Raw genomic sequence first — 19051 nt, 5'->3', positions numbered from 1 at the left:
ACCAACGCGCGAGGTGGGGACTGTGCCCCGTGCTCCGGGGGGCTAAGCCTCGGTGTCCGGCTTGTCCCGGGGTGACGTCCGCCTCGATGTGACGAGGGGGGAGTCGGCCAGCGCGGCCAGCAGCGCCGCCGGGTCGTCGTAGACGGCGACCGCGCCCGCCCCGGCCAGCTCGCCCCGGCTGGTGCCGCCGCAGGTCAGCCCGACGCAGGGGATGTCGAGCTTGGCGGCGGCGGCGACGTCCCAGACCGAGTCGCCGACGAAGACCACCCGCCGGGCGTCCAGGCCGGCCTGCTCCAGGGCGGCCACCAGGATGTCCGGCGCCGGCTTGCTCTGCTGGGCGTCGGCCGACGAGGTGACGGTGTCGACCGCGTCGTCGGCGTCCAGCGCGGCGCGCAACGCCCCGACCTCGTGCTCGGCGGCGGAGGTGGCGAGCACCACCCGCAGGCCCCGGGCGGCGCAGGCGCGCAGCAGCTCCGCCGCGCCGGGCAGCGGGGCGAGGCGCTCCCAGTACTCGGCGAAGAGGCTGTCGTGCGCGTCGCGCAGCTTGCCGTCGGCGGTCCGATCCCGTTCCGGGTCGAGCAGGTGGTCCAGGAGCTTGTCCGAGCCCATCCCGATGGACCGGTGGATCAGCGACATCGGCACCCGGTGCTCGGCCTGCCGCAGCGCCTCCCACCAGCTCACCGTGTGCAGGTAGGTGGTGTCGACCAGCGTGCCGTCGACGTCGAAGAGGACGCCGGAGGGACTCTCTGCGCTCATGGCGTCTCCCTACCCCGTTCGGGCGGCCCTGACGCCGGATGCTCACCCCGCCGGGATGAGGATCTCGAACCAGACCGTCGAACCACGGACCGTGGGGTCGGTGCCCCAGGCGTCGGAGAGCTGCTCGATCAGGCCGAGGCCCCGGCCCCGGCTGCTCAACGTGTCGGTCTGCGCCCGGGTCACGGTGCCCCGGGTGCCCGAGTCGGCGACCGACACCAGCAGCCGCTCCGGGCTCAGGTCGATCTCCACCCGGGCGGCCGTGCCGGCGTGCAGCAGCGCGTTGGTGGTCAGCTCGCTGGTGCACAGCACCGCCGCGCCGATCACCGCCTCCGGCACCCGCCAGTCGGTCAGCTGTGCGGTCAGCCAGTGCCGCACCCGGCTCGGCGCGGTCGGCTCGGCCGGCATCTCCATGCTCGCCGAGCGGCTCGGCTTCAGCGCGTGCTCCACCGCCAGCACCGCGACGTCGTCCTCCGTCGCCCCGTGCACCGCGCCGGTGGCCACCGCGCAGAGCGCGCGCGGGTCGCCGCTGGCCGCGCCGGCCACCGCCGTGACCAGCACGTCCAGCCCCGCGGTGAGGCTGTGCCGCCGTCGCTCGACCACCCCGTCGCTGTACAGCAGCAGGGTGTCCCCGGGCTGGAACGGCACGGTCGCGGTACGCGGCCGGCAGCCCAGCCCCAGCGGGGCGCCCGCCGGCAGCTCGACGAAGGCGGCCGTCGCCGAGCCGTCGGGGTGGCAGCGCCGGATCAGCGGCGGCGGGTGCCCGGCGCTGGCCAGCGTGATCTCGCCGCGGTCGGCGTCCACCACGCCGAAGACCACCGTGACGAAGAGTTCCTGGGTGCCGGTCTCGGTGCCGAGGCTGGCCACCAGCCGGTCCAGCCCGGTGAGCACGGCGTCCGGGCGCGGGTCGGCCAGCGCCAGGGCGCGCAGTGCCGCCCGTACCTGACCCATCCGGGCCGCCGCCTGCACGTCGTGGCCGGCGACGTCGCCGAGGACCACGCCCAGGTCGCCGGTGGGCAGCACGAAGGCGTCGTAGAAGTCACCGCCGGCGGCGTTGCCGTCGACGCCGGGGTCGTACCGGGCGGCGATCCGCAGCCGGGGCAGCGCTGGCAGCCGCTCCGGCAGCATGCTGCGTTGCAGCAGCTGGGCGGTGCCGTGCTGGGTCTCGAACCGGCGGGCCCGCTCGGCCGCCTGGCCGACCAGCTCCGCCGAGGCGGTCAGCAACGCCCGCTCCGCCGCCGACCAGCCGTGCGGCGTCCGGTAGCCGACGGCGAGGCCGCCGCGGATCACCGAGGAGCGCAGCGGCAGCGCGGCCAGTGAGCGGATCTTCTGGTCGTGCCGGTCGATCGCGCTCGCCCGCAGCGGTTCGCCGTCGCCGACGAAGTACGGCACGCCGCTGCGCGCGGTCACCACGACCGGGGCGGGGGAGTCCGCGGCGGTGGGCCGCCACAGCGGAGGCAGTCGCTCGTCGGCCTCGTCGAGCAGTTCGCCCCGGATGCGCCGGACCATCCGCCAGCCGGGGCCGTCGTCGACGGCGAAGGTCACCCGGTCGGCGTCGAAGGAGTGCAGCGCGTAGCGCAGGGTCACCCGGGCCACGTCGTCGAGGGTGAGCGTGCCGGAGAGCGCGGCGGCGAAGTCGCTGAGGCTCTGCAACTGCTGGGTGAGCTGGGTGGTCTGCGCGGCCACGCTGAGCACGCCGACGATCCGGCCGGTGCTGTCGCGCACCGGCGAGTGGCCGCGGGTGAAGACGGCGTGGTCGCCGGTGGCCGCCAGGTGCCGGTCGACCGGCAGCATCGACTCCCGCTGGAGGAAGGACTCGCCCCGCCGGTAGGTGCGTTCGATCACGTCGCCCACCCCGGGGGTGCGCCAGAGGTCCGCGAAGACCTCGCCGGCGGGCCGGCCGAGGGCGTCCGGGTGCCGGTCCCCGATCAGCTCCGAGTAGCCCTGGTTGTAGAGCAGCACGAACTCGTCGCCGTAGTAGAGCGCCATCGGCACCGGCGAGGAGAGGATCACGTCGACCAGGGCGCGCACCGCCGGGTCCCACCGCTGCGGCGGCCCGAGCGGGGTGCCCGCCCAGGGGTGGGCGAGCACGGTCGCCGCCACCTGCGAGACCGGGGCCGGTCCGGGGGCGGCGGGTGGTGGCGTGGGGACTCGCCCGACCGTGCCTGGCATGTCACGCAGCCTAGCCGGAGCGTCGCGCAGAGGTTTGGATCATGCCCCCCGATCGCGCCGGAGGGTCCGGGAGCGGTGATGTTAGGGCAGGTCAGGAGGCCTTTCGGGGGACATGTCGGGAAATTGATCCAGGGTGTCGCGGCGTGCACCCTGAGCGACCGGGTATCCGGCCGGCGCAGTCCATGCGACAGGAGGGACATCATGCCGGAAACCCTTGCGGTCAGGCAGGCCGACATCGGCGACGCCGTGGCCGACATGTGGAGGTCGGTGCTGCTCTTCATCCCGAGGGCGATCGCGTTCATCGCGATCCTCGTGGTGGGCTGGATCATCGCCCGAGCGGTACTCAAGATCGTGGACAAGGTACTGGAACGGGTGGGGTTCGACCGGGCGGTCGAACGGGGTGGCATCAAACGGGCACTGGAACGCACGAAGTACGACGCGAGCGACATCCTGGCGAAGCTCGCGTACTACGCGGTCCTGCTGTTCACCCTGCAGTTCGCCTTCGGGGTCTGGGGACCCAACGCGATCAGTGACCTGATCCGGGGCGTCGTGGCCTGGCTGCCGCGCGCGTTCGTGGCGATCGTCATCGTGGTCGTGGCGGCCGCGATCGCCAACGCCGTCCGGGACCTGGTCACCGGCGCGCTGGGCGGCCTCTCGTACGGCCGGATCCTCGGCGACCTGACGGCGGTCTTCATCCTGGCGCTCGGCATCATCGCCGCGCTGAACCAGGTGGGCGTCGCCACCACGGTGACCACGCCGGTGCTGATCGCGGTGCTCGCCACGGTGGCCGGCATCCTGATCGTCGGCGTCGGCGGTGGTCTGGTGAAGCCGATGCAGAGCCGCTGGGACCGCTGGCTGGACCGGATGGCCGAGGAGTCGCGAGCCATCCAGGTGCACCGCCAGGCCCAGACGGCCGGGCGGGGCGACATGAACCGGCAGATGGCCGACCGGGGCGGCGAGCGCGTCGCACCCATGGCGAGCGCCGAGGAGGCCAGGGCGGCGGCCGGGGGCCGGGGGACGTACCAGTCCGGCAACGTGGGCGAGGAGACCCAGCAGTTCCGCCGTCCGGGGACCTGAGTCGGCGGCGTACCGGTGGAGGGGGTCCGTGCGTGGCGCGGACGCCCCTCCGTCGTGTCCGGAGCGGGTCAGGCCGCTTCGAGGTGGCGCGGGTCGAGCGTGCGGGCCAGCGCGCAGACCGCCAGCAGGCGGATGCGCAGCCAGTCCGGCTCGGTCCAGTCCACGGCGCCGGTGGGCGGGGTCAGGCCGTGCTCCAGCGCGGCCGCCCGGAGCCCGTCGGCGTACCCGACCAGCGCCGCCGGGGTCAGCGGGCGCCGGTCCCCGTCGAGGCTGTCGCGTACCGCGGCCGCGTGCTGGTCGACCATCGCGAGCAGGCCGGGGTTGGCGGCCGCCGCGGCGAGGCCGGAGGCGCCGACCGAGGCGCTGAGCAGGGCGAGGGCGGACCGCGCAGCGTTCGCGGCGGTCCGGGTCGCGACCTGGGAGTACGGCAGACGCATGGGGACCGAGGTTAGTCACCCGGCGGCCCGGGTGGCCTCGGCCGCTCGGTCGGTCCCGGGTCCTCTTCCGGTCGGCCGCCCTCCTCCGCCGGGATTGACCCGGCGCAGGGCGGGCAGAAGGAGAAACGCGCGCGAACGGGCGCAGCCGGCACCTTGGGGGGACGGAATGGGACAGCACGACGACGGCCCGGACCGGCAGCACCGCCGGCCGGACGGGGTGACCGACGAGACGGTGGCCGCGCTGGGCAAGCTCAGCGAGGCGCTGGAGACGGTGGAGCGGGCGCGCGGGCACCTCTACTCGCTGCACCAGTTGATCGGGCACGCCGACCTGATGCTCGACGACGCGGTCGCGCAGTTGCGGGCCGCCGGCCACGAGGACCTCGCGGAGCGGGTCCGCACCGAGCTGCTCGGCCGCAACGTGATCGCCGGTCGGTGGACGTTCCAGATCGTCGAGGACTTCGACGACAACTACTACGCGGTCTTCCGCGAGCTGGACCGCGCCGCCCGGGACCAGCTGGTGGACGGCCGCCGCCACCTCTACGAGGCGGAGATGAAGGAACGGCGGCGGACCCGGGGCCGACCCGGGCACGAGGCCCGCCCCGCCGAGCCCGGCCCACCCGGGAACTGAGGGCGCCCGGAGGTCAGGCGTCAGGCTTCCCACCTGCCCCCGTCGCGGGGGAGCGACCCGGGTGTCAGTCGGCCGACGGCGCGTCGGCCGGCCGGCGACGGCTGGTGTCGTCGGCGAGGATGACGGTCGCCACCATGAGCGCGACGCAGAGGCTGAACAGCCAGGAGTCGTCGGCGACCAGCTTGGCCGAGACCGGGGCCTGGAGCGCGGCGAGGAGGAAGCCGAGCCAGGCCAGACGCCGCTGACGTGGGGTGAGGATGCCGGAGCCCTGTTGCATCCCGAAAGTCTGACGCGGCACCCCCCGGTTGCCGTCACCCGATCGGCCGATTCTGGATGGGCTGTCCGCATTCCTGCCCGTCCGGGCGTTGTTTTTTGCCGGTTCGGAGGAAGCCGCCGCCGGCTGTCGGTGTTCTCGGCGGATACGGCAGGATGGCCCCCCGTGTCCGTCACCCCGCCCCGCGCCTCGCTGCTCCTGCTCGCCTACCTCGCCTTCGTCAGCCTCGGCCTGCCCGACGGGCTGATCGGGGTCGGCTGGCCGTCGATCCGCGCGGACCTCGGCGTACCGACCGAGGCGGTCGGGCTGGTGCTCACCGCGGGCACCGTCGGGTATCTGACCTCCAGCGTGCTCGCCGGCTTCACCCTCGCCCGACTCGGCGTCGGTCGGCTGCTGGCCGGCAGCACGGTGCTGGCCAGCCTGGCGCTCACCGGGTACGCCTCGACGCCGGAGCTGGCCCTGATGATCGGCTGCGCGCTGGTCCTCGGGCTCGGCTCGGGCGCCGTCGACTCCGGGCTCAACGCGTACGCGGCCGGGGCGTTCGGGCCTCGGCACATGACCTGGATGCACGCCTGCTTCGGCCTCGGGGTGGCGCTCGGCCCGCTGATCATGACCGGCGCGCTCGGCGCCGGGCTGAGCTGGCGCTGGGGCTACGGGCTCGTCGCCGCGGCCCAGCTCGCCCTGGCCGCCGCCTTCGCGCTGACCGTACGGGCCTGGCGGGGCCGGCCGGCGCACCCGGCCGTACCCGTCGTGGCCGGCACCGGGCCGGTGCCGGTACGCGAGACGCTGCGGCTGCCCGCGGTCTGGCTGGGCGCGCTCGCCTTCATGCTCTACGTGGCGATTGAGATCAGCGCCGGGCTCTGGGCGTTCCTGCTGCTCACCGAGGGGCGCCACCTGTCGGCGACCACCGCCGGCCTCTGCGTCTCCGGCTACTGGGGGAGCCTCTTCGTGGGGCGGGTCGTGCAGGGCGTGGTCGCCGAGCGCCTCGGCGTCGGTCGGGTGCTGCGGGGCAGCCTGCTCGGCATGACGGCCGGCGCCCTGCTGATCGCGCTGCCCGCTCCGGCCTGGGTGGCGGTGGCCGGCCTGGTCCTGGTGGGCTTCGCCGCCGCGCCGGTCTACCCGCTGCTCACCCTCGCCACCCCGGAGCGGGTCGGCGCGGCGCACGCGGACCGCGCCATCGGCGTCCAGATCGGGACCGCCGGGCTCGGCGCGGCGCTGATCCCCGGCGGGCTCGGGGTGCTGTTCGGGCACACGTCGGTGGCGTTGCTGGGGCCGGCGCTGACGGTGCTTTCGGTGCTGCTGCTGCTCCTGCACGCCATGGCCGAGCGCCGGTCGGTGGCCGTTACCGGGCGCCGGTCGGTGGCCGCCGTCACCGGTTGAGGGACGGGCCCGCCCCCGGGCGGGTCCCGCCCGAGGGCGTCTCGTGGCTCAGAGGGTGTCGGGGCCGGTCCGGCCGGTCGTCGACGGCCGGTACGCGCGCTCCGAGTCGGTCATCTCCCGCCGCTCGGCCGCCCCGGCACCCCGGTCCACCGCCTCGGGGCCGTGCCCGAAGGCGGCCTCCTCGCCGGCGTCGTTGCCGGTGACGTCGTCGGCCTGCCCGTCGATGGTCGACCGGGCGATCGCCCGGTCCAGTTCCCTCAGCGGGGTCTTCTGCTCGTCCCGCCACACCCTGTCGTCGTTCTCCGTCATCCCCTTGGCGTACCCGGGGTGGATGATCGCAAACGGCCGGCGGGCGGGCCCGGACGCGGCGATGGCCGCCGGATCACCGGCGGCCATCGGATGCGTGAGTACCCGGGGGAACGCCTCACGGCTGCGGGCGGTCCACCTTGCCCCGCCAGGCGCCGGTCTCCTGACCGCGGCGCTCGATGAACTGCTTGAACCGCTCCAGGTCGCCCTTGGCGCGCCGGTCCACCACACCCAGCTTGTCGCCGGCCTTCTCCACCACGCCGTGCGGCTCGAAGTCCATCTGCAGGGTGACCCGCGTCTTGCCCTCGTCGAGCCGGTGGAAGGTGACCACGCCGGCCTGCTGGGTGCCGCCGGTCGACTTCCAGGCCACCCGCTCGTCGGGGAGTTGCTCGGTGATCTCGGCGTCGAACTCACGCTTGACCCCGGCGATCTCGACGGTCCAGTGGGTCATCGTGTCCGTCAGCTGCCGGACCTCCTGCACCCCCTCCATGAAGTGGGGGAACTCCTCGAACTGGGTCCACTGGTCGTACGCGGTGCGGATCGGGACGGAGACGTCCACGTGCTCGGTAACGCCGCTCATGAAGATTCCTCCTCTGGCCGCCGGTGTTCGATCGGATCGTGGGCCGATCCGGTCACCAGCGGGTCGTCTCGTTCTTGTGACCGAGTGCGGCCCACACCTCGGAAACGGTGCGGTACCGCGTACCGTCGGGCAGCCGCTCCAGCTCCTCGATGAGGTCGGCGGGCGCCTGGTTCTCGCGGGCGTTGGCGATCAGCTTCTCGCGGTCGCCCGGCAGGGCCGTCATCGTGATGAACCGCCCGAGCCGGCTGCGGTCCTCGACGTCCCGAGAGCTCATGCCCTTCGGGGCGCCGCTGCGCAGCTCACCCGCCGGCGCCGTGGTGGCACCCGGCTGGTCCTCGCCGGCCGGCTCGGGCTCGCGGAACTCCTCGGCGCGCGAGCCCCCGGTGCCCGGACCCTGGACCAGGCCGGCGACCTCCTGGCTCATCTGCTCGTCGAGCCTCGGTCCGTGCTTGCTGCTGCCACGTTCCAGTTCCATGCTGTGGTGCTACCCCTGGCGGCCCCCGGGAAACGCCGAACCCGGCACGCGGTCACGAATCGGCGGGGGCCTTCGGAGGCAGGACCGGCTCGCCCGGATCCTCCGCCCCGGCCTGGAGCACCCGGCCCCGTTGCAGCTCGGCGTTGATCTGCACGCCGAACATCAGCGCGCAGTTGGACAGGTAGAGCCAGACCAGGAAGGCGATGACCGCGCCCAGGCTGCCGTACGTCACGTCGTAGGAGCCGAAGTTCGCGACGTACAGGCCGAAACCGGCGGAGGCGACGATCCAGGAGAGCAGGGCCACCGCCCCGCCCGGGGTCAGCCAGCGGAACCTCGGCTGCCGGACGTTCGGGGCGATCCAGAACAGCAGGGACAGCAGCGTCATCATCACCAGCGCCAGCACCGGCCACTTGGCCACGCTCCACACCGTGCGGGCCAACCCGCCGGCGCCCAGCAGGTCGCCCACCGCGTCGGTCACCGGCCCGCTGACGATCAGGCCGAGCGCCACCACGGCGAGCAGGACCAGCGACACGGCCGCCAGGCCGATCTGCATCGGGCGCAACCGGTAGAACGGCCGCCCCTCCTCGACCCCGTAGATCGCGTTGGAGGCCCGGGTGAACGCGCCGATGAACCCGGACGCCGACCAGAGCGCGCCGAGCAGACCGAAGCTGAGCAGCACCTTCGCCCCGCTCTGCTGGTCGACCACGGTGCGCACCACCGACACGAAACCGTCGTTGGCGACCACGGAGCCGGCGCCGATGTCGCGGGCCAGCCCCAGCACCGTGTCGACGGTGCGCTCGCCGTCGGAGACCAGGCCGACGAGGGCGACCACCACCACGGTGGCGGGGAAGAGCGCGAGTACGCCGTAGTAGGTCAGCGCCGCCGCCCAGTCCGCGCAGTTGTCCTTGACGAAGTTGCGCCCGCTGCGCACCAGCGCCCCGCGCCAGGTGGACCAGCTCAGCTGGCGTACCCGGCGGGGGACCCGCAGGCCGTCCCGGCCACCGGCGACCGCGGTCGGCTCCGTCGTCGCTGCCATCTCCCGCTCCCGTCTCCGCCGGCGCACCCGCACCCGCTGGCCCCGCCGGTACCCGGTGCCGGAAATCGACAAACCCGGCGGGTGAGTTTGCCGATGAGGGCCCGGGGAACCGTCCATACGCAGACATCGACGCGGAGGAGGACGAGATGCCCGGGCGCGAGGTACTGCCCAGCACGCTGCGGCGCTCCCCGGACAAGGCGAAGCGCACCTGGGAGAAGACGCACGACTCGGCGGTGGAGACGTACGGCGAGGGCGAGCGGGCGCACCGCACCGCGTTCGCCGCGGTCAAGCACGAGTTCGAGAAGGTCGGCGACCACTGGGAGCCGAAGGGACGCAAGGGACCCAGCGACCGCCAGGCGCAGGGTGGCGGACCGGCCCGACGGGCTCCCACGGCGGGCGGCGTGGACGCCAACGCCAAGAAGGAGCACCTGATGGAGGTGGCCAAGAAGCTGGACGTACCCGGCCGGTCCCGGATGACCAAGCCGGAACTGGTCAAGGCGATCCAGAAGGCGAACCTTCGGCAGACCACGGAGGCCCGCGAGAAGTCCAAGGCCCGCGGCGGTCGCTGAGCGGGGGGTACGACGCACGGGAGCCCGGGACCGCGCGGTCCCGGGCTCCCGCGTTCCCGCTCACCAGTGGCCGCCGCCCGGGGCCTCCAGGTGCACCGTCTTCACCGTGCTGAACTCGTCGAGCAGCTCCGGGCCGTACCCGAACCCCTGGCCGCTGCCGCGGCGCGGCTGCGCGGCGCCGCCTGGCGCCCCGCCGAACACCGCGTTCACCTTGACGGTGCCCACCGGCAGCTCCCGCCAGGCCCGCTGCGCGTGGCTCATCGAGGCGGTGAGCACCGTGCCGGCCAGCCCGTACGGGGAGTCGGCGGCGCAGCGCAACGCCTCGCTGAACGAGTCCACCACCACCACGGGCGCCACCGGCCCGAACGTCTCCTCGCGGACCAGCGTCATCTCGTGCCGGCAATCGGCGACCACCGTCGCCGGGTAGAACGCCCCCGGCCCCTCCGGCAGCACACCCCCGGTGCGCAGCGTCGCCCCCTCGGCCACCGCCGCGGTCACCTGGCCGTGCACGTGGTCGCGGTGCCGCCGGTCCACCAGCGGGCCCAGCCCGGTCGCCGGGTCCCGGCCCGGGCCGACCCGCAGCGCCTCCGCCCGCTCGACCAGCGCGTCGACGAAGTCCTCCGCCACGTCCCGGTGCACGTAGATCCGCTCCACCGCGACGCAGATCTGGCCGGCGTTGGCGAACGAACCGATCGCCGCCTGCCCGGCCGCCCAGACCGGGTCCACTCCGGCGTCGACGATCAGCGGGTCGCTGCCGCCGTTCTCCAGCAGCGCCTTCGCGCGCGTGCGGGCGCAGGCCGCCGCGATGGCCCGGCCGGTGGCGGTGGAGCCGACGTGGGCCACCACGTCCACCTCCTGCGCGGCCAGCGCCGCGCCCACCTCGCCGCCGCCGGTCAGCAGCGACAGCACCCCGGCCGGCAGCGCGCCGTCGAGGATCCGGGCCAGCAGCCAGCCGGTGGCCGGGGTCCGCTCGCTCGGCTTGTACAGCACCACGTTGCCGGTCACCAGGGCCGCGCCGAGCAGCCCGCAGGAGACCGCCACCGGGTCGTTCCACGGGGTGATCGCGGCGACCACCCCGCGCGGCTCCGGCGCCATGAAGTCGATGGCGTGCGCGCCGCCGTGCAGCGTCCGCCCGCCCCGCACCGGGCCCAACTCGGCGTACTGTCGCAGCGTGCCGATGCCCGCCTCCACGCCGCCCCGGGCGTCGGCGAGTGGCTTGCCCATCTCCGCCGTCGTCGCCTCGGCCAGTTCGTCCGCCGCCGCGGCCAGCGCGTCCGCGGCCCGGTGCAGCGCCGCCGCCCGCTCCGCCGGGGCCGTCGCCGCCCAATCCGCCGCCGCGCCCCGGGCCGCCTCGACCGCCTTGGCCACCTCGTCCGCCGTCGCCACCGGTACGGTGCTGACCGGCGTGCCGTCCGCGGGATCGTGCACGACCAGTTCACCGCCCGCGCCGCCCGCGCCCCACACTCCACCGATGAGCTGTTCAACCCTGTACATGCGGCAGTGGATGCCCCGGTCCCGGCAAGGCAAACGCGTTTCGCCCGGTTGCTGGCCGGGTAGGCGGATCGGATGACCGGGACCGGCATCGAGACCGCGGACGCCGTCGTCATCGGCGCCGGGCACAACGGACTGGTGGCCGCCAACCTGCTCGCCGACGCCGGTTGGGACGTGCTGGTCCTGGAGGCCACCGGCGCCCCCGGCGGGGCGGTCCGCTCGGCCGAGGTGACCGCCCCCGGCTACCTGAGCGACCTCTACAGCTCCTTCTACCCCCTCGGGTACGCCTCGCCGGTGCTGCGCCGGCTGCGCCTCGACGCGTACGGGCTGGCCTGGACGCACGCCCCCGACGTGCTGGCGCACGTGCTGCCGGACGGCCGGGCGGCGGTGCTGAACCGCGACCCCGACCGCAGCGCCGCGTCGATGGAGGCGTTCGCGCCCGGCGACGGGCAGCGCTGGCTCGACACGTACGACGACTGGCGGGCGATCTCCCGTCCCCTGGTGAACGCGCTGTTCACCCCCTTCCCGCCGGTCCGCGACGGGCTGGAGCTGCTGGGCCGGCTGCGCACCGCCGGGGCGCTGCGGCTGGCCCGCCGGCTGGTGCTGCCGAGCCGGCAGTTCGGCCGCGAGGTGTTCCGGGGCGAGGGCGCGCCCGCGCTGATGGCCAGTTGCGCCCTGCACACCGACCTGTCGCCCGACGACGCCGGCTCGGGCATCTACGGCTGGCTGCTCGCCATGCTCGGTCAGGAGGTCGGCTGGCCGGTGCCGGTGGGCGGCGCGCAGCGGATCACCGACGCGCTGGTGGCGCGGCTGATCGCCAAGGGCGGCCGGATCACCTACTCCGCCCGGGTGGACCGGGTGCTCATCGCCCGGGGCCGGGCGATGGGCGTACGGATCGAGGGCGGCGCCACCTGGCGGGCCCGTCGGGCGGTGCTTGCCGACGTGCCCGCGCCGGCGCTCTACCTGGACCTGGTCGGCGCGGCCTGGCTGCCGCCCCGGCTGGTCGAGGACCTCGACCACTTTCGCTGGGACGGGTCGACGGTCAAGGTCGACTGGGCGCTGGACGGGCCGATGCCGTGGACCAACCCGCAGGTCGCCGGGGCGGGCACCGTGCACCTGGCCACGGATGTCGACGGGCTCACCCGCTACGCGGCGGACCTGGCCTGCGGGCAGCTGCCGGAGGACCCGTTCCTGCTGGTCGGCCAGATGACCACCGCCGACGCGACCCGGTCACCGGCCGGCACGGAGTCGCTCTGGTCGTACACCCACGTGCCGTTCCGGCGGGACTGGCGGGCCGAGGACGTGGCCGCACACGTGGACCGGATGGAGGCGGTGCTGGAGCGCCACGCCCCCGGCTTCAAGGGGCTCGTCCGGGGCCGCTTCGTGGCCGGCCCCGCCGACCTGGAGGAGCGCAACCCGAGCCTGGTCGGCGGCGCGGTGGGTGGCGGCACGGCCGCCGCGTACCAGCAGCTCTTCCTGCGCCCGGTGCCCGGCCTGGGCCGGCCGGACACCCCGGTCGACCGGCTCTACCTGGCCAGCGCCTCGGCAAACCCCGGCGGCGGGGTGCACGGCGCCCCGGGCGCGAACGCGGCGGAGGCGGCGCTGAGCCGCAACCGCGCCCTCACCGGCGGCCTGTACGCCCGGGCGATCGGCGCCGCCCACCGCGCGGTCTACCGCTGACCCGGCGCGGCTTTCCGGAGACAAGCGACCTGCCCGAGCGGCATTCGCATGCCCCTCGGACAGGTCGCGCACGACGTGTCCGCCGCACCCGTCACGCCGCGTGGCGGTCCGGGTGCGCCGGGTGGATCAGCGCTCCAGGTTGCGGTGCCGGGTACGCAGCTTGAACGGCATCAGCGCGCTCTCCACCTTGGTGGCGGTGGTCATCTTCGAGTCGCCGTCGCGGCGCTCCTCGAAGCGGATCGGCACCTCCAGGATGGTGTGCCCCAGCTTGGTGGCGAGGTAGTGCATCTCGACCTGGAAGCTGTACCCGTTGGACTGCACCCGCTCCAGGCCGATGTCGCGCAGCGCGTCCGCCTGCCAGATCTTGAAGCCGGCGGTGAGGTCGCGGATCCGCACCCGCAGCAGGGTGTGCACGTAGAGATTCGCCCAGCCGCTGAGCGCGCGGCGGTACAGCGGCCAGTTCTCGTCCAGTTCGCCACCGGGCACGTACCGGGAGCCGATCACCACGCCGGCCTGGGTGGAGAGCAGCGCGCCGAGCATGCCGGGCAGCGCCTCCGGCGGGTGGGACAGGTCGGCGTCCATCTGCGCCACGTAGTCGGCGCCGCCGTCGAGCGCCCGGCCGATCCCGTCGACGTACGCCCGGCCTAGGCCCTCCTTGCCGGCCCGGTGCACGACCTGGATCCGGTCGGGGTGCTCGATGGCCAGCTTGTCGGCCACCTCGCCGGTGCCGTCCGGGGAGTTGTCGTCCGCCACCAGCACCTTGAGGCCGGGCAGCGGCAGGGCAAGGAGCCGCTCGACCAGCACCGGGAGGTTGCCCGCCTCGTTGTAGGTGGGGACCACGACGGTCAGGCGTGCTTCCCGCCAGGGCGAGGGCAGCTCCACGGGTTCGATCATGACGGACATCCTCTGGTTGCCGACGGTTTTCCCCCAAAGGGTAGCCAGTGCCCCGTCGGGCCCCGTCGAGGCTCCCCGCCCCTCAGCTCTCCGCGGCCTCGTCCGCCTTCTGACGGGTGGCGATGTCGGAGAGCCGCCGCAGGGTCTCCTTGTTGCGCTGGTGCAGGACCAGGTCGTTGAGCTTGTTGCGGATCCAGCGCAGCGGCCCGGCGGCGAAGTCCTCGCCGATCCGCACCCGGGTGGCGTCGGCGCCGACCGGTTCCAGGGTGAACACCACGATCGCCTCACCCGCCGGCCAGAGCCCGGCCTTGATGACCATCTTGTGCGGCGGCTCGCAGGCCAGCACGGTCGAGGAGTCCTGCAACGAGAGCGGCCACGGCCCGGCCTTGTGGTGCAGTTGGCTGCCCACCCGCGGCCAGCTGTCGTCGACGTCCCGCACGTGCACGGTCCCGACCACCCAGTCGCTGTACGTCCACCCGTCCGCCAGCACGTCGAACACCTGCTGCGGGGGAGCGTCGATCACTTTCTCCACAATCGCCACTGGCGTCCAGTACCCCGCCGGTGACCGGGGCTAACCGTTGAGTCGGACCGGGCGTTAGCTTCTCCGGGGCGACGGGTAAGGCCGGGTCGGCGACCGCTGCGCGGCCGGACGGCGACGAGCCGTACCGCCGGGTAGATGATGTTTACTCCCCGGGGCTCCGGGAACCCGCCGCCCGTGCGACGGGACCAGAGGGAGCCGGATCAGCGCAGGTCAGGCCGGGTCGACCCGGCCGTCGACCGGGCCGTGATCCGGCCGGTCCTGTTCGACGCGGTGCTGCTGGACCGGGACGGCACCCTGGTCGAGGACGTGCCGTACAACGGTGACCCGGAGAAGGTGCGGCCGATGCCGGGCGCGCGGGCGGCGCTGGACCGGCTGCGCGCGGCCGGCCTGCGCCTCGGCGTGGTGACCAACCAGTCCGGGCTGGCCAAGGGGTTGTTCACCGCCGCGCAGATGCGGGCGGTGCACGCCCGGATCGAGGCCCTGCTCGGCCCGTTCGACACCTGGCAGGTCTGCCCGCACGACGACGGCGACGACTGCGCCTGCCGCAAACCCGCCCCCGGCCTGGTCCACCGGGCCGCCGCCGCGCTGGGCACCACGCCCGCCCGGTGCGTGCTGGTCGGGGACATCGGCCGGGACCTGACCGCCGCGCTCGCCGCCGGCGCCACCGGCGTCCTGGTGCCCACCCCGGTCACCCGGCCCGAGGAGGTGGCCGCCGCCCCGCACGTCGCCCGCGACCTGCCGGCGGCCATCGAGGAGATCCTGCGGCGGCAGGCCGCGCTGCGTCCCAGCGCGCCCCGCCGGGCCGGCACCGTGCTGGTCGTCCGCAGCGACTCGGCCGGCGACGTGCTGGTCACCGGCCCCGCCGTCCGCGCCGTCGCCGCCGGCGCCGACCGGGTCGTCCTGCTGCACGGGCCACGCGGCCGGCACGCCGCCGCCCTGCTGCCCGGCGTCGACGAACTCGTCGAATGGCCGCTGCCCTGGATCGACGGCGACCCCGCCCCGGTCGACCCGGACGACATCCGCCGGCTCACCGACCGCCTCGCCGCAGTGCGCGCCGACGAGGCGGTGGTCTTCACCTCCTTCCACCAGTCACCGCTCCCGCTCGCGCTGCTGCTGCGGATGGCCGGCGTGCCCCGGGTCAGCGCGATCAGCGACGACTACCCGGGTGCGCTGCTCGACGTCCGGCACCGGGTGCCCGACGGGCTGCCCGAGCCCGAGCGGGCGCTCGCGCTGGCCGCGGCCGCCGGCTTCCCGCTCCCGGCCGCCGACGACCCGGCGCTGCGCATCCGCACCGACCGCCTGCCGCCCGCGCCGGCCCGCCTCGGCCGCCCCGGCTACGTGGTGCTGCACCCCGGTTCGGCGGTGCCGACCCGGGCCTGCCCACCCGACCTGGCCGCCCGGATCGTCCGGGTGCTCACCGCGGCCGGTCACCGGGTGGCGGTCACCGGCGGCCCGGACGAGACGGAGCTGACCGCCCGGGTGGCCGGCGACACCGGCGTCGACCTGGGCGGGTCGACCGGTCTGGCGGAACTCGCCGCCGTGCTGGCCGACGCCGGGGCGCTGGTGGTCGGCAACACCGGCCCGGCGCACCTGGCCGCCGCGCTGGGCGTGCCGGTGGTGAGCCTCTTCGCCCCCACCGTCCCGTTCGGACAGTGGGGGCCGTACCGGGTGCCGACCGTGCGCCTGGGCGACGCCGCCGCGCCCTGCCGGGACACCCGGGCCACCCGCTGCCCGGTGCCCGGCCACCCCTGCCTGTCCAACGTCGAGCCAGGCCACGTCCTGGCGGCGGTACGCCTGCTCGGGGTACCCGCCGACGCGCCCCCGCCCGGCGCGGCGCCGGCCACCGTCGGCATCGATCCGGTGATCGCCGGCGGCGGGAGCGCCCGATGAACATCCTGGTGTGGCACGTGCATGGCTCCTGGACCACCTCGTTCGTGCACGGCAAGCACCGCTACCTGGTGCCGGTCACCCCCGACCGCGGCCCGTACGGGCTGGGTCGGGCCCGCACCTATGCCTGGCCGGACAGCGCGGTGGAGGTCACGCCGCAGCAGTTGCGCCGGGAGGAGGTCGACGTGGTGCTGCTGCAACGGCCCGAGGAGATGGACCTGGCCTGCGACTGGCTGGGTCGGCGGGCCGGCCGGGACCTGCCGGCGATCTACGTCGAGCACAACACCCCGAAGGGGGACGTGCCCAACACCCGCCACCCGATGGCGGACCGGGACGACCTGCTGCTCACCCACGTCACCCACTTCAACGAACTGTTCTGGGACAACGGCGGCACCCGCACCACAGTGGTCGAGCACGGGGTGGTCCCGCCGGCGGTGCGGTGGACCGGCGAACTGGACCGGCTCGCCGTCGTCATCAACGAGCCGGTACGCCGCTGGCGGGTCACCGGCACCGACCTGCTGTCCCGCTTCGCCGAGATCGCCCCGCTGGACGTGTTCGGCATGAAGGTCGCCGGGCTCGCGGAACACCTCGGCCTCCCCGCCGACCGGCTGGCCAGCCACGACGACGTGCCGCAGCACCGGATGCACGCCGAGCTGGCGCGGCGGCGGGCGTACCTGCACCTGTGCCGGTGGACGTCGCTGGGGCTGAGCCTGATCGAGGCCATGACGATGGGCATGCCGGTCGTCGCGCTGGCCACCACCGAGGCCGTCGAGGCCGTGCCGCCCGGGGCCGGCGCCCTCTCCACCCGGGTGGAGGCGCTGCTGGAGGCGGCGGGGCGGTTCGTCACGCAACCCGCCGAGGCCCGCCGCGCCGGTGCCGAGGCGCGCACCGCCGCCCGGGCCCGCTACGGCCTGGACCGTTTCCTCGCCGACTGGGACCGCCTGCTGGAGGAGGAAGTATGCGCATCGCGATGATCTCCGAGCACGCCAGCCCGCTCGCCATCCTGGGCGGTGAGGATGCCGGTGGGCAGAACACCCACGTCGCGGAGCTCTCCGCCGCGCTGGCGGCCGCCGGGCACGACGTCCGGGTCTACACCCGACGCGACGCGGTCGACCTGCCGGTCACCGTCCGCGCCCCGGACGGGTACGACGTGGTGCACGTGCCGGCCGGCCCGGCCGAGCCGTTGGCCAAGGACGCGCTGCTGCCGCACATGAAGGAGTTCAGCCGCTGGCTGGTGGAACGGTGGCGCGGCGGCGACTGGGTGCCCGAGGTGATCCACGCGCACTTCTGGATGAGCGGGCTCGCCGCGCTGACCGCCGGCCGGCAGACCGGGGTGCCGGTGGTGCAGACGTACCACGCGCTCGGCACGGTCAAGCGGCGCTACCAGGGCGTGCAGGACACCAGCCCGGCGCGGCGGATCGCGTACGAGCGGGAGCTGGGCCGCGCGGTCGACCGGGTGGTCGCCCAGTGCCAGGACGAGGTGGGCGAGCTGGTCCGCCTCGGCGTCCCGCGCTCGCGGATGACCGTCGTGCCGTCCGGGGTCAACCTCGCCAGCTTCGCCCCGCTCGGCCCGGCCGCCGACCGGGAGCCCGACCGGCCCCGGATCCTCACCGTCGGGCGGCTGGTGGAACGCAAGGGCTTCCAGACGGTGATCCGGGCGATGGCCCTGGTGCCCGACGCCGAGTGCGTGGTCGTGGGCGGCCCGCCGGCCGGCCTGCTGGAGACCGACCCGTACGCCCGCCGGCTGCGCGCCCTCGCCACCACCTGCGGGGTGGCCGACCGGGTCAAGCTGGTCGGCGCGGTGCCCCGGGAGGAGATGGGACGCTGGTACCGCTCCGCCGACGTGCTGGTCGCCGCCCCCTGGTACGAGCCGTTCGGGCTCACCCCGCTGGAGGCGATGGCCTGCGGCGTGCCCGTGGTCGGCACCGCCGTGGGCGGGATCAAGGACACCGTGGTCGACGGGGTGACCGGAGACCTGGTCCCGGCCCGGGACCCGCAGGCCCTGGGCACGGCGATCCAGCGCCTGCTCGACGACCGGATCCGCCGCTTCGGGTACGCCACCGCGGCGCTGCAACGGGCCCGGCGCAGCTACTCCTGGTCGACCACCGCCGAGCGGCTGGCCGAGCTGTACGGCGAGGTGGCCGCCGTGCGCCGGCCGACCCGGGTGGTCGCCTGATGACCACGGCCACCGAAGGGCTGCTGGAGGCGCACCTGACCCTGCTGGCCGAGGCGCTGCTGCCGTACCGGTCCTCCGAGCAGCAGCTCGCCCGCTGGGGCACCGAGTTGGCCGCCACGCTGGCCGGTGGGGGCCGGCTGCTGGTCGCCGGCAACGGCGGCAGCGCGGCCGAGGCCCAGCACCTCACCGCCGAACTGGTCGGCAAGCTCCGCGACGACCGGCAGCCGCTGTCGGCGATCGCGCTGCACGCGGAGACCTCCGCGATGACCGCGATCGGCAACGACTACGGCTACGACGAGGTCTTCGCCCGCCAGGTCCGCGCGCACGGCCGGGAGAACGACATCCTGCTGCTGATGTCCACCAGCGGCGCCAGCGCCAACCTGCTGGCCGCCGCCGGGGCCGGCCGGGAGGTCGGGCTGCGCTGCTGGGCGTTCACCGGACCGGCGCCCAACCCGCTCGCCGACGCCTGCCACGAGACGCTCGCCATCGCCTCGCCGGAGAGCCAGGTGGTGCAGGAGCTGCACCTGGTCTCCACCCACGTGCTCTGCGAGTACGTCGACCGGGCCCTGCCGGCGGCGCTGGCGGTGGCCGGGACGGCCGGCCCGGCCACCGTCGAGCGGCCCACCGCGCCGGTGCGCACCGGCGTCGAGGTGGTGCTCGACGGCGGCGACCGGCGGGTGGAGGCGGGATGAGGA

Annotated in this window: 20 protein-coding genes; 9 read left to right on the top strand and 11 right to left on the bottom strand. The window is 74.8% G+C overall.

The features are described from left to right. Positions 1 to 42 precede the first annotated feature (42 nt). Positions 43 to 756: an HAD family hydrolase gene (locus V6U89_RS15200; protein WP_334571682.1), complete on the bottom strand. Its 714-nt coding sequence runs from the start codon at positions 754 to 756 to the stop codon at positions 43 to 45. A 42-nt stretch (positions 757 to 798) separates the two neighbouring features. Then, a complete protein-coding gene (locus V6U89_RS15195; RefSeq protein ID WP_334571681.1) occupies positions 799 to 2925 on the bottom strand; it encodes an ATP-binding SpoIIE family protein phosphatase in 2127 nt (708 codons plus the stop codon). A gap of 201 nt (positions 2926 to 3126) precedes the next feature. Here V6U89_RS15195 and V6U89_RS15190 point away from each other — a divergent pair, with 201 nt between their 5' ends. After that, on the top strand, positions 3127 to 4002 hold the full coding sequence (locus V6U89_RS15190; RefSeq protein ID WP_334571680.1) for a mechanosensitive ion channel family protein: 876 nt from the start codon (positions 3127 to 3129) through the stop codon (positions 4000 to 4002). A 68-nt stretch (positions 4003 to 4070) separates the two neighbouring features. Here V6U89_RS15190 and V6U89_RS15185 read toward each other — a convergent pair whose 3' ends face one another. After that, complete coding sequence (locus V6U89_RS15185) at positions 4071 to 4439, bottom strand: DUF6401 family natural product biosynthesis protein (RefSeq protein WP_334571679.1); 369 nt, start codon at positions 4437 to 4439, stop codon at positions 4071 to 4073. Positions 4440 to 4605: 166 nt separating this feature from the next. Here V6U89_RS15185 and V6U89_RS15180 point away from each other — a divergent pair, with 166 nt between their 5' ends. Further along, positions 4606 to 5067 (top strand): hypothetical protein, encoded by a 462-nt coding sequence (locus V6U89_RS15180; protein WP_334571678.1) that lies wholly within the window; start codon positions 4606 to 4608, stop codon positions 5065 to 5067. A 64-nt stretch (positions 5068 to 5131) separates the two neighbouring features. On the opposite strand, the gene V6U89_RS15175 is transcribed toward V6U89_RS15180, so the two are convergent. Next, the gene (locus V6U89_RS15175) at positions 5132 to 5344 is read right to left on the bottom strand and encodes a hypothetical protein (protein ID WP_334571677.1); all 213 of its coding nucleotides are present in this window, start codon (positions 5342 to 5344) and stop codon (positions 5132 to 5134) included. Positions 5345 to 5506: 162 nt separating this feature from the next. On the opposite strand from V6U89_RS15175, the gene V6U89_RS15170 reads away from it, so the two are divergent. Next, positions 5507 to 6721, top strand: a complete 1215-nt coding sequence (locus V6U89_RS15170; protein ID WP_334571676.1) for an MFS transporter — start codon at positions 5507 to 5509, stop codon at positions 6719 to 6721. Between the two features lie 48 nt (positions 6722 to 6769). Here the strand turns inward: V6U89_RS15170 and V6U89_RS15165 are convergent, their stop codons facing one another. The 4 genes from V6U89_RS15165 to V6U89_RS15150 all read right to left on the bottom strand — a co-directional run bounded on the left by V6U89_RS15165 (position 6770) and on the right by V6U89_RS15150 (position 9118). Then, complete coding sequence (locus tag V6U89_RS15165) at positions 6770 to 7030, bottom strand: hypothetical protein (protein ID WP_334571873.1); 261 nt, start codon at positions 7028 to 7030, stop codon at positions 6770 to 6772. 115 nt (positions 7031 to 7145) lie between these two features. Further along, positions 7146 to 7607 (bottom strand): SRPBCC family protein, encoded by a 462-nt coding sequence (locus tag V6U89_RS15160; RefSeq protein WP_334571675.1) that lies wholly within the window; start codon positions 7605 to 7607, stop codon positions 7146 to 7148. Between the two features lie 52 nt (positions 7608 to 7659). After that, on the bottom strand, positions 7660 to 8076 hold the full coding sequence (locus tag V6U89_RS15155; protein ID WP_154938983.1) for a DUF2795 domain-containing protein: 417 nt from the start codon (positions 8074 to 8076) through the stop codon (positions 7660 to 7662). 58 nt (positions 8077 to 8134) lie between these two features. Continuing rightward, positions 8135 to 9118: a YihY/virulence factor BrkB family protein gene (locus V6U89_RS15150; RefSeq protein WP_334571674.1), complete on the bottom strand. Its 984-nt coding sequence runs from the start codon at positions 9116 to 9118 to the stop codon at positions 8135 to 8137. A gap of 146 nt (positions 9119 to 9264) precedes the next feature. Between V6U89_RS15150 and V6U89_RS15145 the strand changes: the two genes are divergently transcribed. Further along, the gene (locus tag V6U89_RS15145; RefSeq protein ID WP_334571672.1) at positions 9265 to 9687 is read left to right on the top strand and encodes a ChaB family protein; all 423 of its coding nucleotides are present in this window, start codon (positions 9265 to 9267) and stop codon (positions 9685 to 9687) included. A 60-nt stretch (positions 9688 to 9747) separates the two neighbouring features. Here the strand turns inward: V6U89_RS15145 and V6U89_RS15140 are convergent, their stop codons facing one another. Then, a complete protein-coding gene (locus V6U89_RS15140) occupies positions 9748 to 11181 on the bottom strand; it encodes an aldehyde dehydrogenase family protein (RefSeq protein ID WP_334571671.1) in 1434 nt (477 codons plus the stop codon). Positions 11182 to 11253: 72 nt separating this feature from the next. Between V6U89_RS15140 and V6U89_RS15135 the strand changes: the two genes are divergently transcribed. Further along, entirely contained in the window at positions 11254 to 12858 is a 1605-nt protein-coding gene (locus V6U89_RS15135) for a phytoene desaturase family protein (RefSeq protein WP_334571670.1), read from the top strand. 126 nt (positions 12859 to 12984) lie between these two features. Here the strand turns inward: V6U89_RS15135 and V6U89_RS15130 are convergent, their stop codons facing one another. Both V6U89_RS15130 and V6U89_RS15125 read right to left on the bottom strand, forming a co-directional pair. Then, entirely contained in the window at positions 12985 to 13752 is a 768-nt protein-coding gene (locus tag V6U89_RS15130) for a polyprenol monophosphomannose synthase (RefSeq protein ID WP_334571669.1), read from the bottom strand. A gap of 82 nt (positions 13753 to 13834) precedes the next feature. Next, positions 13835 to 14275, bottom strand: a complete 441-nt coding sequence (locus V6U89_RS15125; protein ID WP_334571668.1) for an SRPBCC family protein — start codon at positions 14273 to 14275, stop codon at positions 13835 to 13837. 192 nt (positions 14276 to 14467) lie between these two features. Between V6U89_RS15125 and V6U89_RS15120 the strand changes: the two genes are divergently transcribed. Genes V6U89_RS15120 through V6U89_RS15105 form a run of 4 tightly spaced genes read left to right on the top strand, consistent with a single transcriptional unit; the run spans position 14468 to position 19048 of the window. Beyond that, complete coding sequence (locus V6U89_RS15120) at positions 14468 to 16183, top strand: HAD-IIIA family hydrolase (protein ID WP_334571667.1); 1716 nt, start codon at positions 14468 to 14470, stop codon at positions 16181 to 16183. Then, positions 16180 to 17154, top strand: coding sequence for a glycosyltransferase (locus V6U89_RS15115; RefSeq protein WP_334571666.1), 975 nt, complete (start codon positions 16180 to 16182; stop codon positions 17152 to 17154). Before V6U89_RS15120 ends, V6U89_RS15115 begins: the two co-directional genes overlap by 4 nt. Next, positions 17139 to 18356 carry a glycosyltransferase gene (locus tag V6U89_RS15110; RefSeq protein ID WP_334571665.1) on the top strand — a complete coding sequence of 406 codons (1218 nt, stop codon included), beginning with the start codon at positions 17139 to 17141 and terminating at the stop codon, positions 18354 to 18356. The genes V6U89_RS15115 and V6U89_RS15110 overlap by 16 nt, the downstream gene beginning before the upstream one ends. Further along, positions 18356 to 19048 carry a D-sedoheptulose-7-phosphate isomerase gene (locus tag V6U89_RS15105; RefSeq protein ID WP_334571664.1) on the top strand — a complete coding sequence of 231 codons (693 nt, stop codon included), beginning with the start codon at positions 18356 to 18358 and terminating at the stop codon, positions 19046 to 19048. The genes V6U89_RS15110 and V6U89_RS15105 overlap by 1 nt, the downstream gene beginning before the upstream one ends. Positions 19049 to 19051 lie beyond the last annotated feature (3 nt).

The sequence above is a fragment of the Micromonospora sp. CPCC 206171 genome, from assembly GCF_036906755.1.
GTDB lineage: Bacteria > Actinomycetota > Actinomycetes > Mycobacteriales > Micromonosporaceae > Micromonospora > Micromonospora purpureochromogenes.
The sequence above is the reverse complement of the archived record's forward strand: the minus strand, read 5'-3'. Positions and strand labels throughout refer to the sequence as shown.

Excerpts from the sequence above, each read along its gene's own strand:
- V6U89_RS15200 (WP_334571682.1), bottom strand. The coding sequence starts at position 756 with ATGAGCGCAGAGAGTCCCTCCGGCGTCCTCTTCGACGTCGACGGCACG.
- V6U89_RS15195 (WP_334571681.1), bottom strand. The coding sequence starts at position 2,925 with ATGCCAGGCACGGTCGGGCGAGTCCCCACGCCACCACCCGCCGCCCCC.
- V6U89_RS15190 (WP_334571680.1), top strand. The coding sequence starts at position 3,127 with ATGCCGGAAACCCTTGCGGTCAGGCAGGCCGACATCGGCGACGCCGTG.
- V6U89_RS15185 (WP_334571679.1), bottom strand. The coding sequence starts at position 4,439 with ATGCGTCTGCCGTACTCCCAGGTCGCGACCCGGACCGCCGCGAACGCT.
- V6U89_RS15180 (WP_334571678.1), top strand. The coding sequence starts at position 4,606 with ATGGGACAGCACGACGACGGCCCGGACCGGCAGCACCGCCGGCCGGAC.
- V6U89_RS15175 (WP_334571677.1), bottom strand. The coding sequence starts at position 5,344 with ATGCAACAGGGCTCCGGCATCCTCACCCCACGTCAGCGGCGTCTGGCC.
- V6U89_RS15165 (WP_334571873.1), bottom strand. The coding sequence starts at position 7,030 with ATGACGGAGAACGACGACAGGGTGTGGCGGGACGAGCAGAAGACCCCG.
- V6U89_RS15160 (WP_334571675.1), bottom strand. The coding sequence starts at position 7,607 with ATGAGCGGCGTTACCGAGCACGTGGACGTCTCCGTCCCGATCCGCACC.
- V6U89_RS15150 (WP_334571674.1), bottom strand. The coding sequence starts at position 9,118 with ATGGCAGCGACGACGGAGCCGACCGCGGTCGCCGGTGGCCGGGACGGC.
- V6U89_RS15145 (WP_334571672.1), top strand. The coding sequence starts at position 9,265 with ATGCCCGGGCGCGAGGTACTGCCCAGCACGCTGCGGCGCTCCCCGGAC.
- V6U89_RS15140 (WP_334571671.1), bottom strand. The coding sequence starts at position 11,181 with ATGTACAGGGTTGAACAGCTCATCGGTGGAGTGTGGGGCGCGGGCGGC.
- V6U89_RS15135 (WP_334571670.1), top strand. The coding sequence starts at position 11,254 with ATGACCGGGACCGGCATCGAGACCGCGGACGCCGTCGTCATCGGCGCC.
- V6U89_RS15130 (WP_334571669.1), bottom strand. The coding sequence starts at position 13,752 with ATGATCGAACCCGTGGAGCTGCCCTCGCCCTGGCGGGAAGCACGCCTG.
- V6U89_RS15115 (WP_334571666.1), top strand. The coding sequence starts at position 16,180 with ATGAACATCCTGGTGTGGCACGTGCATGGCTCCTGGACCACCTCGTTC.
- V6U89_RS15110 (WP_334571665.1), top strand. The coding sequence starts at position 17,139 with ATGCGCATCGCGATGATCTCCGAGCACGCCAGCCCGCTCGCCATCCTG.
- V6U89_RS15105 (WP_334571664.1), top strand. The coding sequence starts at position 18,356 with ATGACCACGGCCACCGAAGGGCTGCTGGAGGCGCACCTGACCCTGCTG.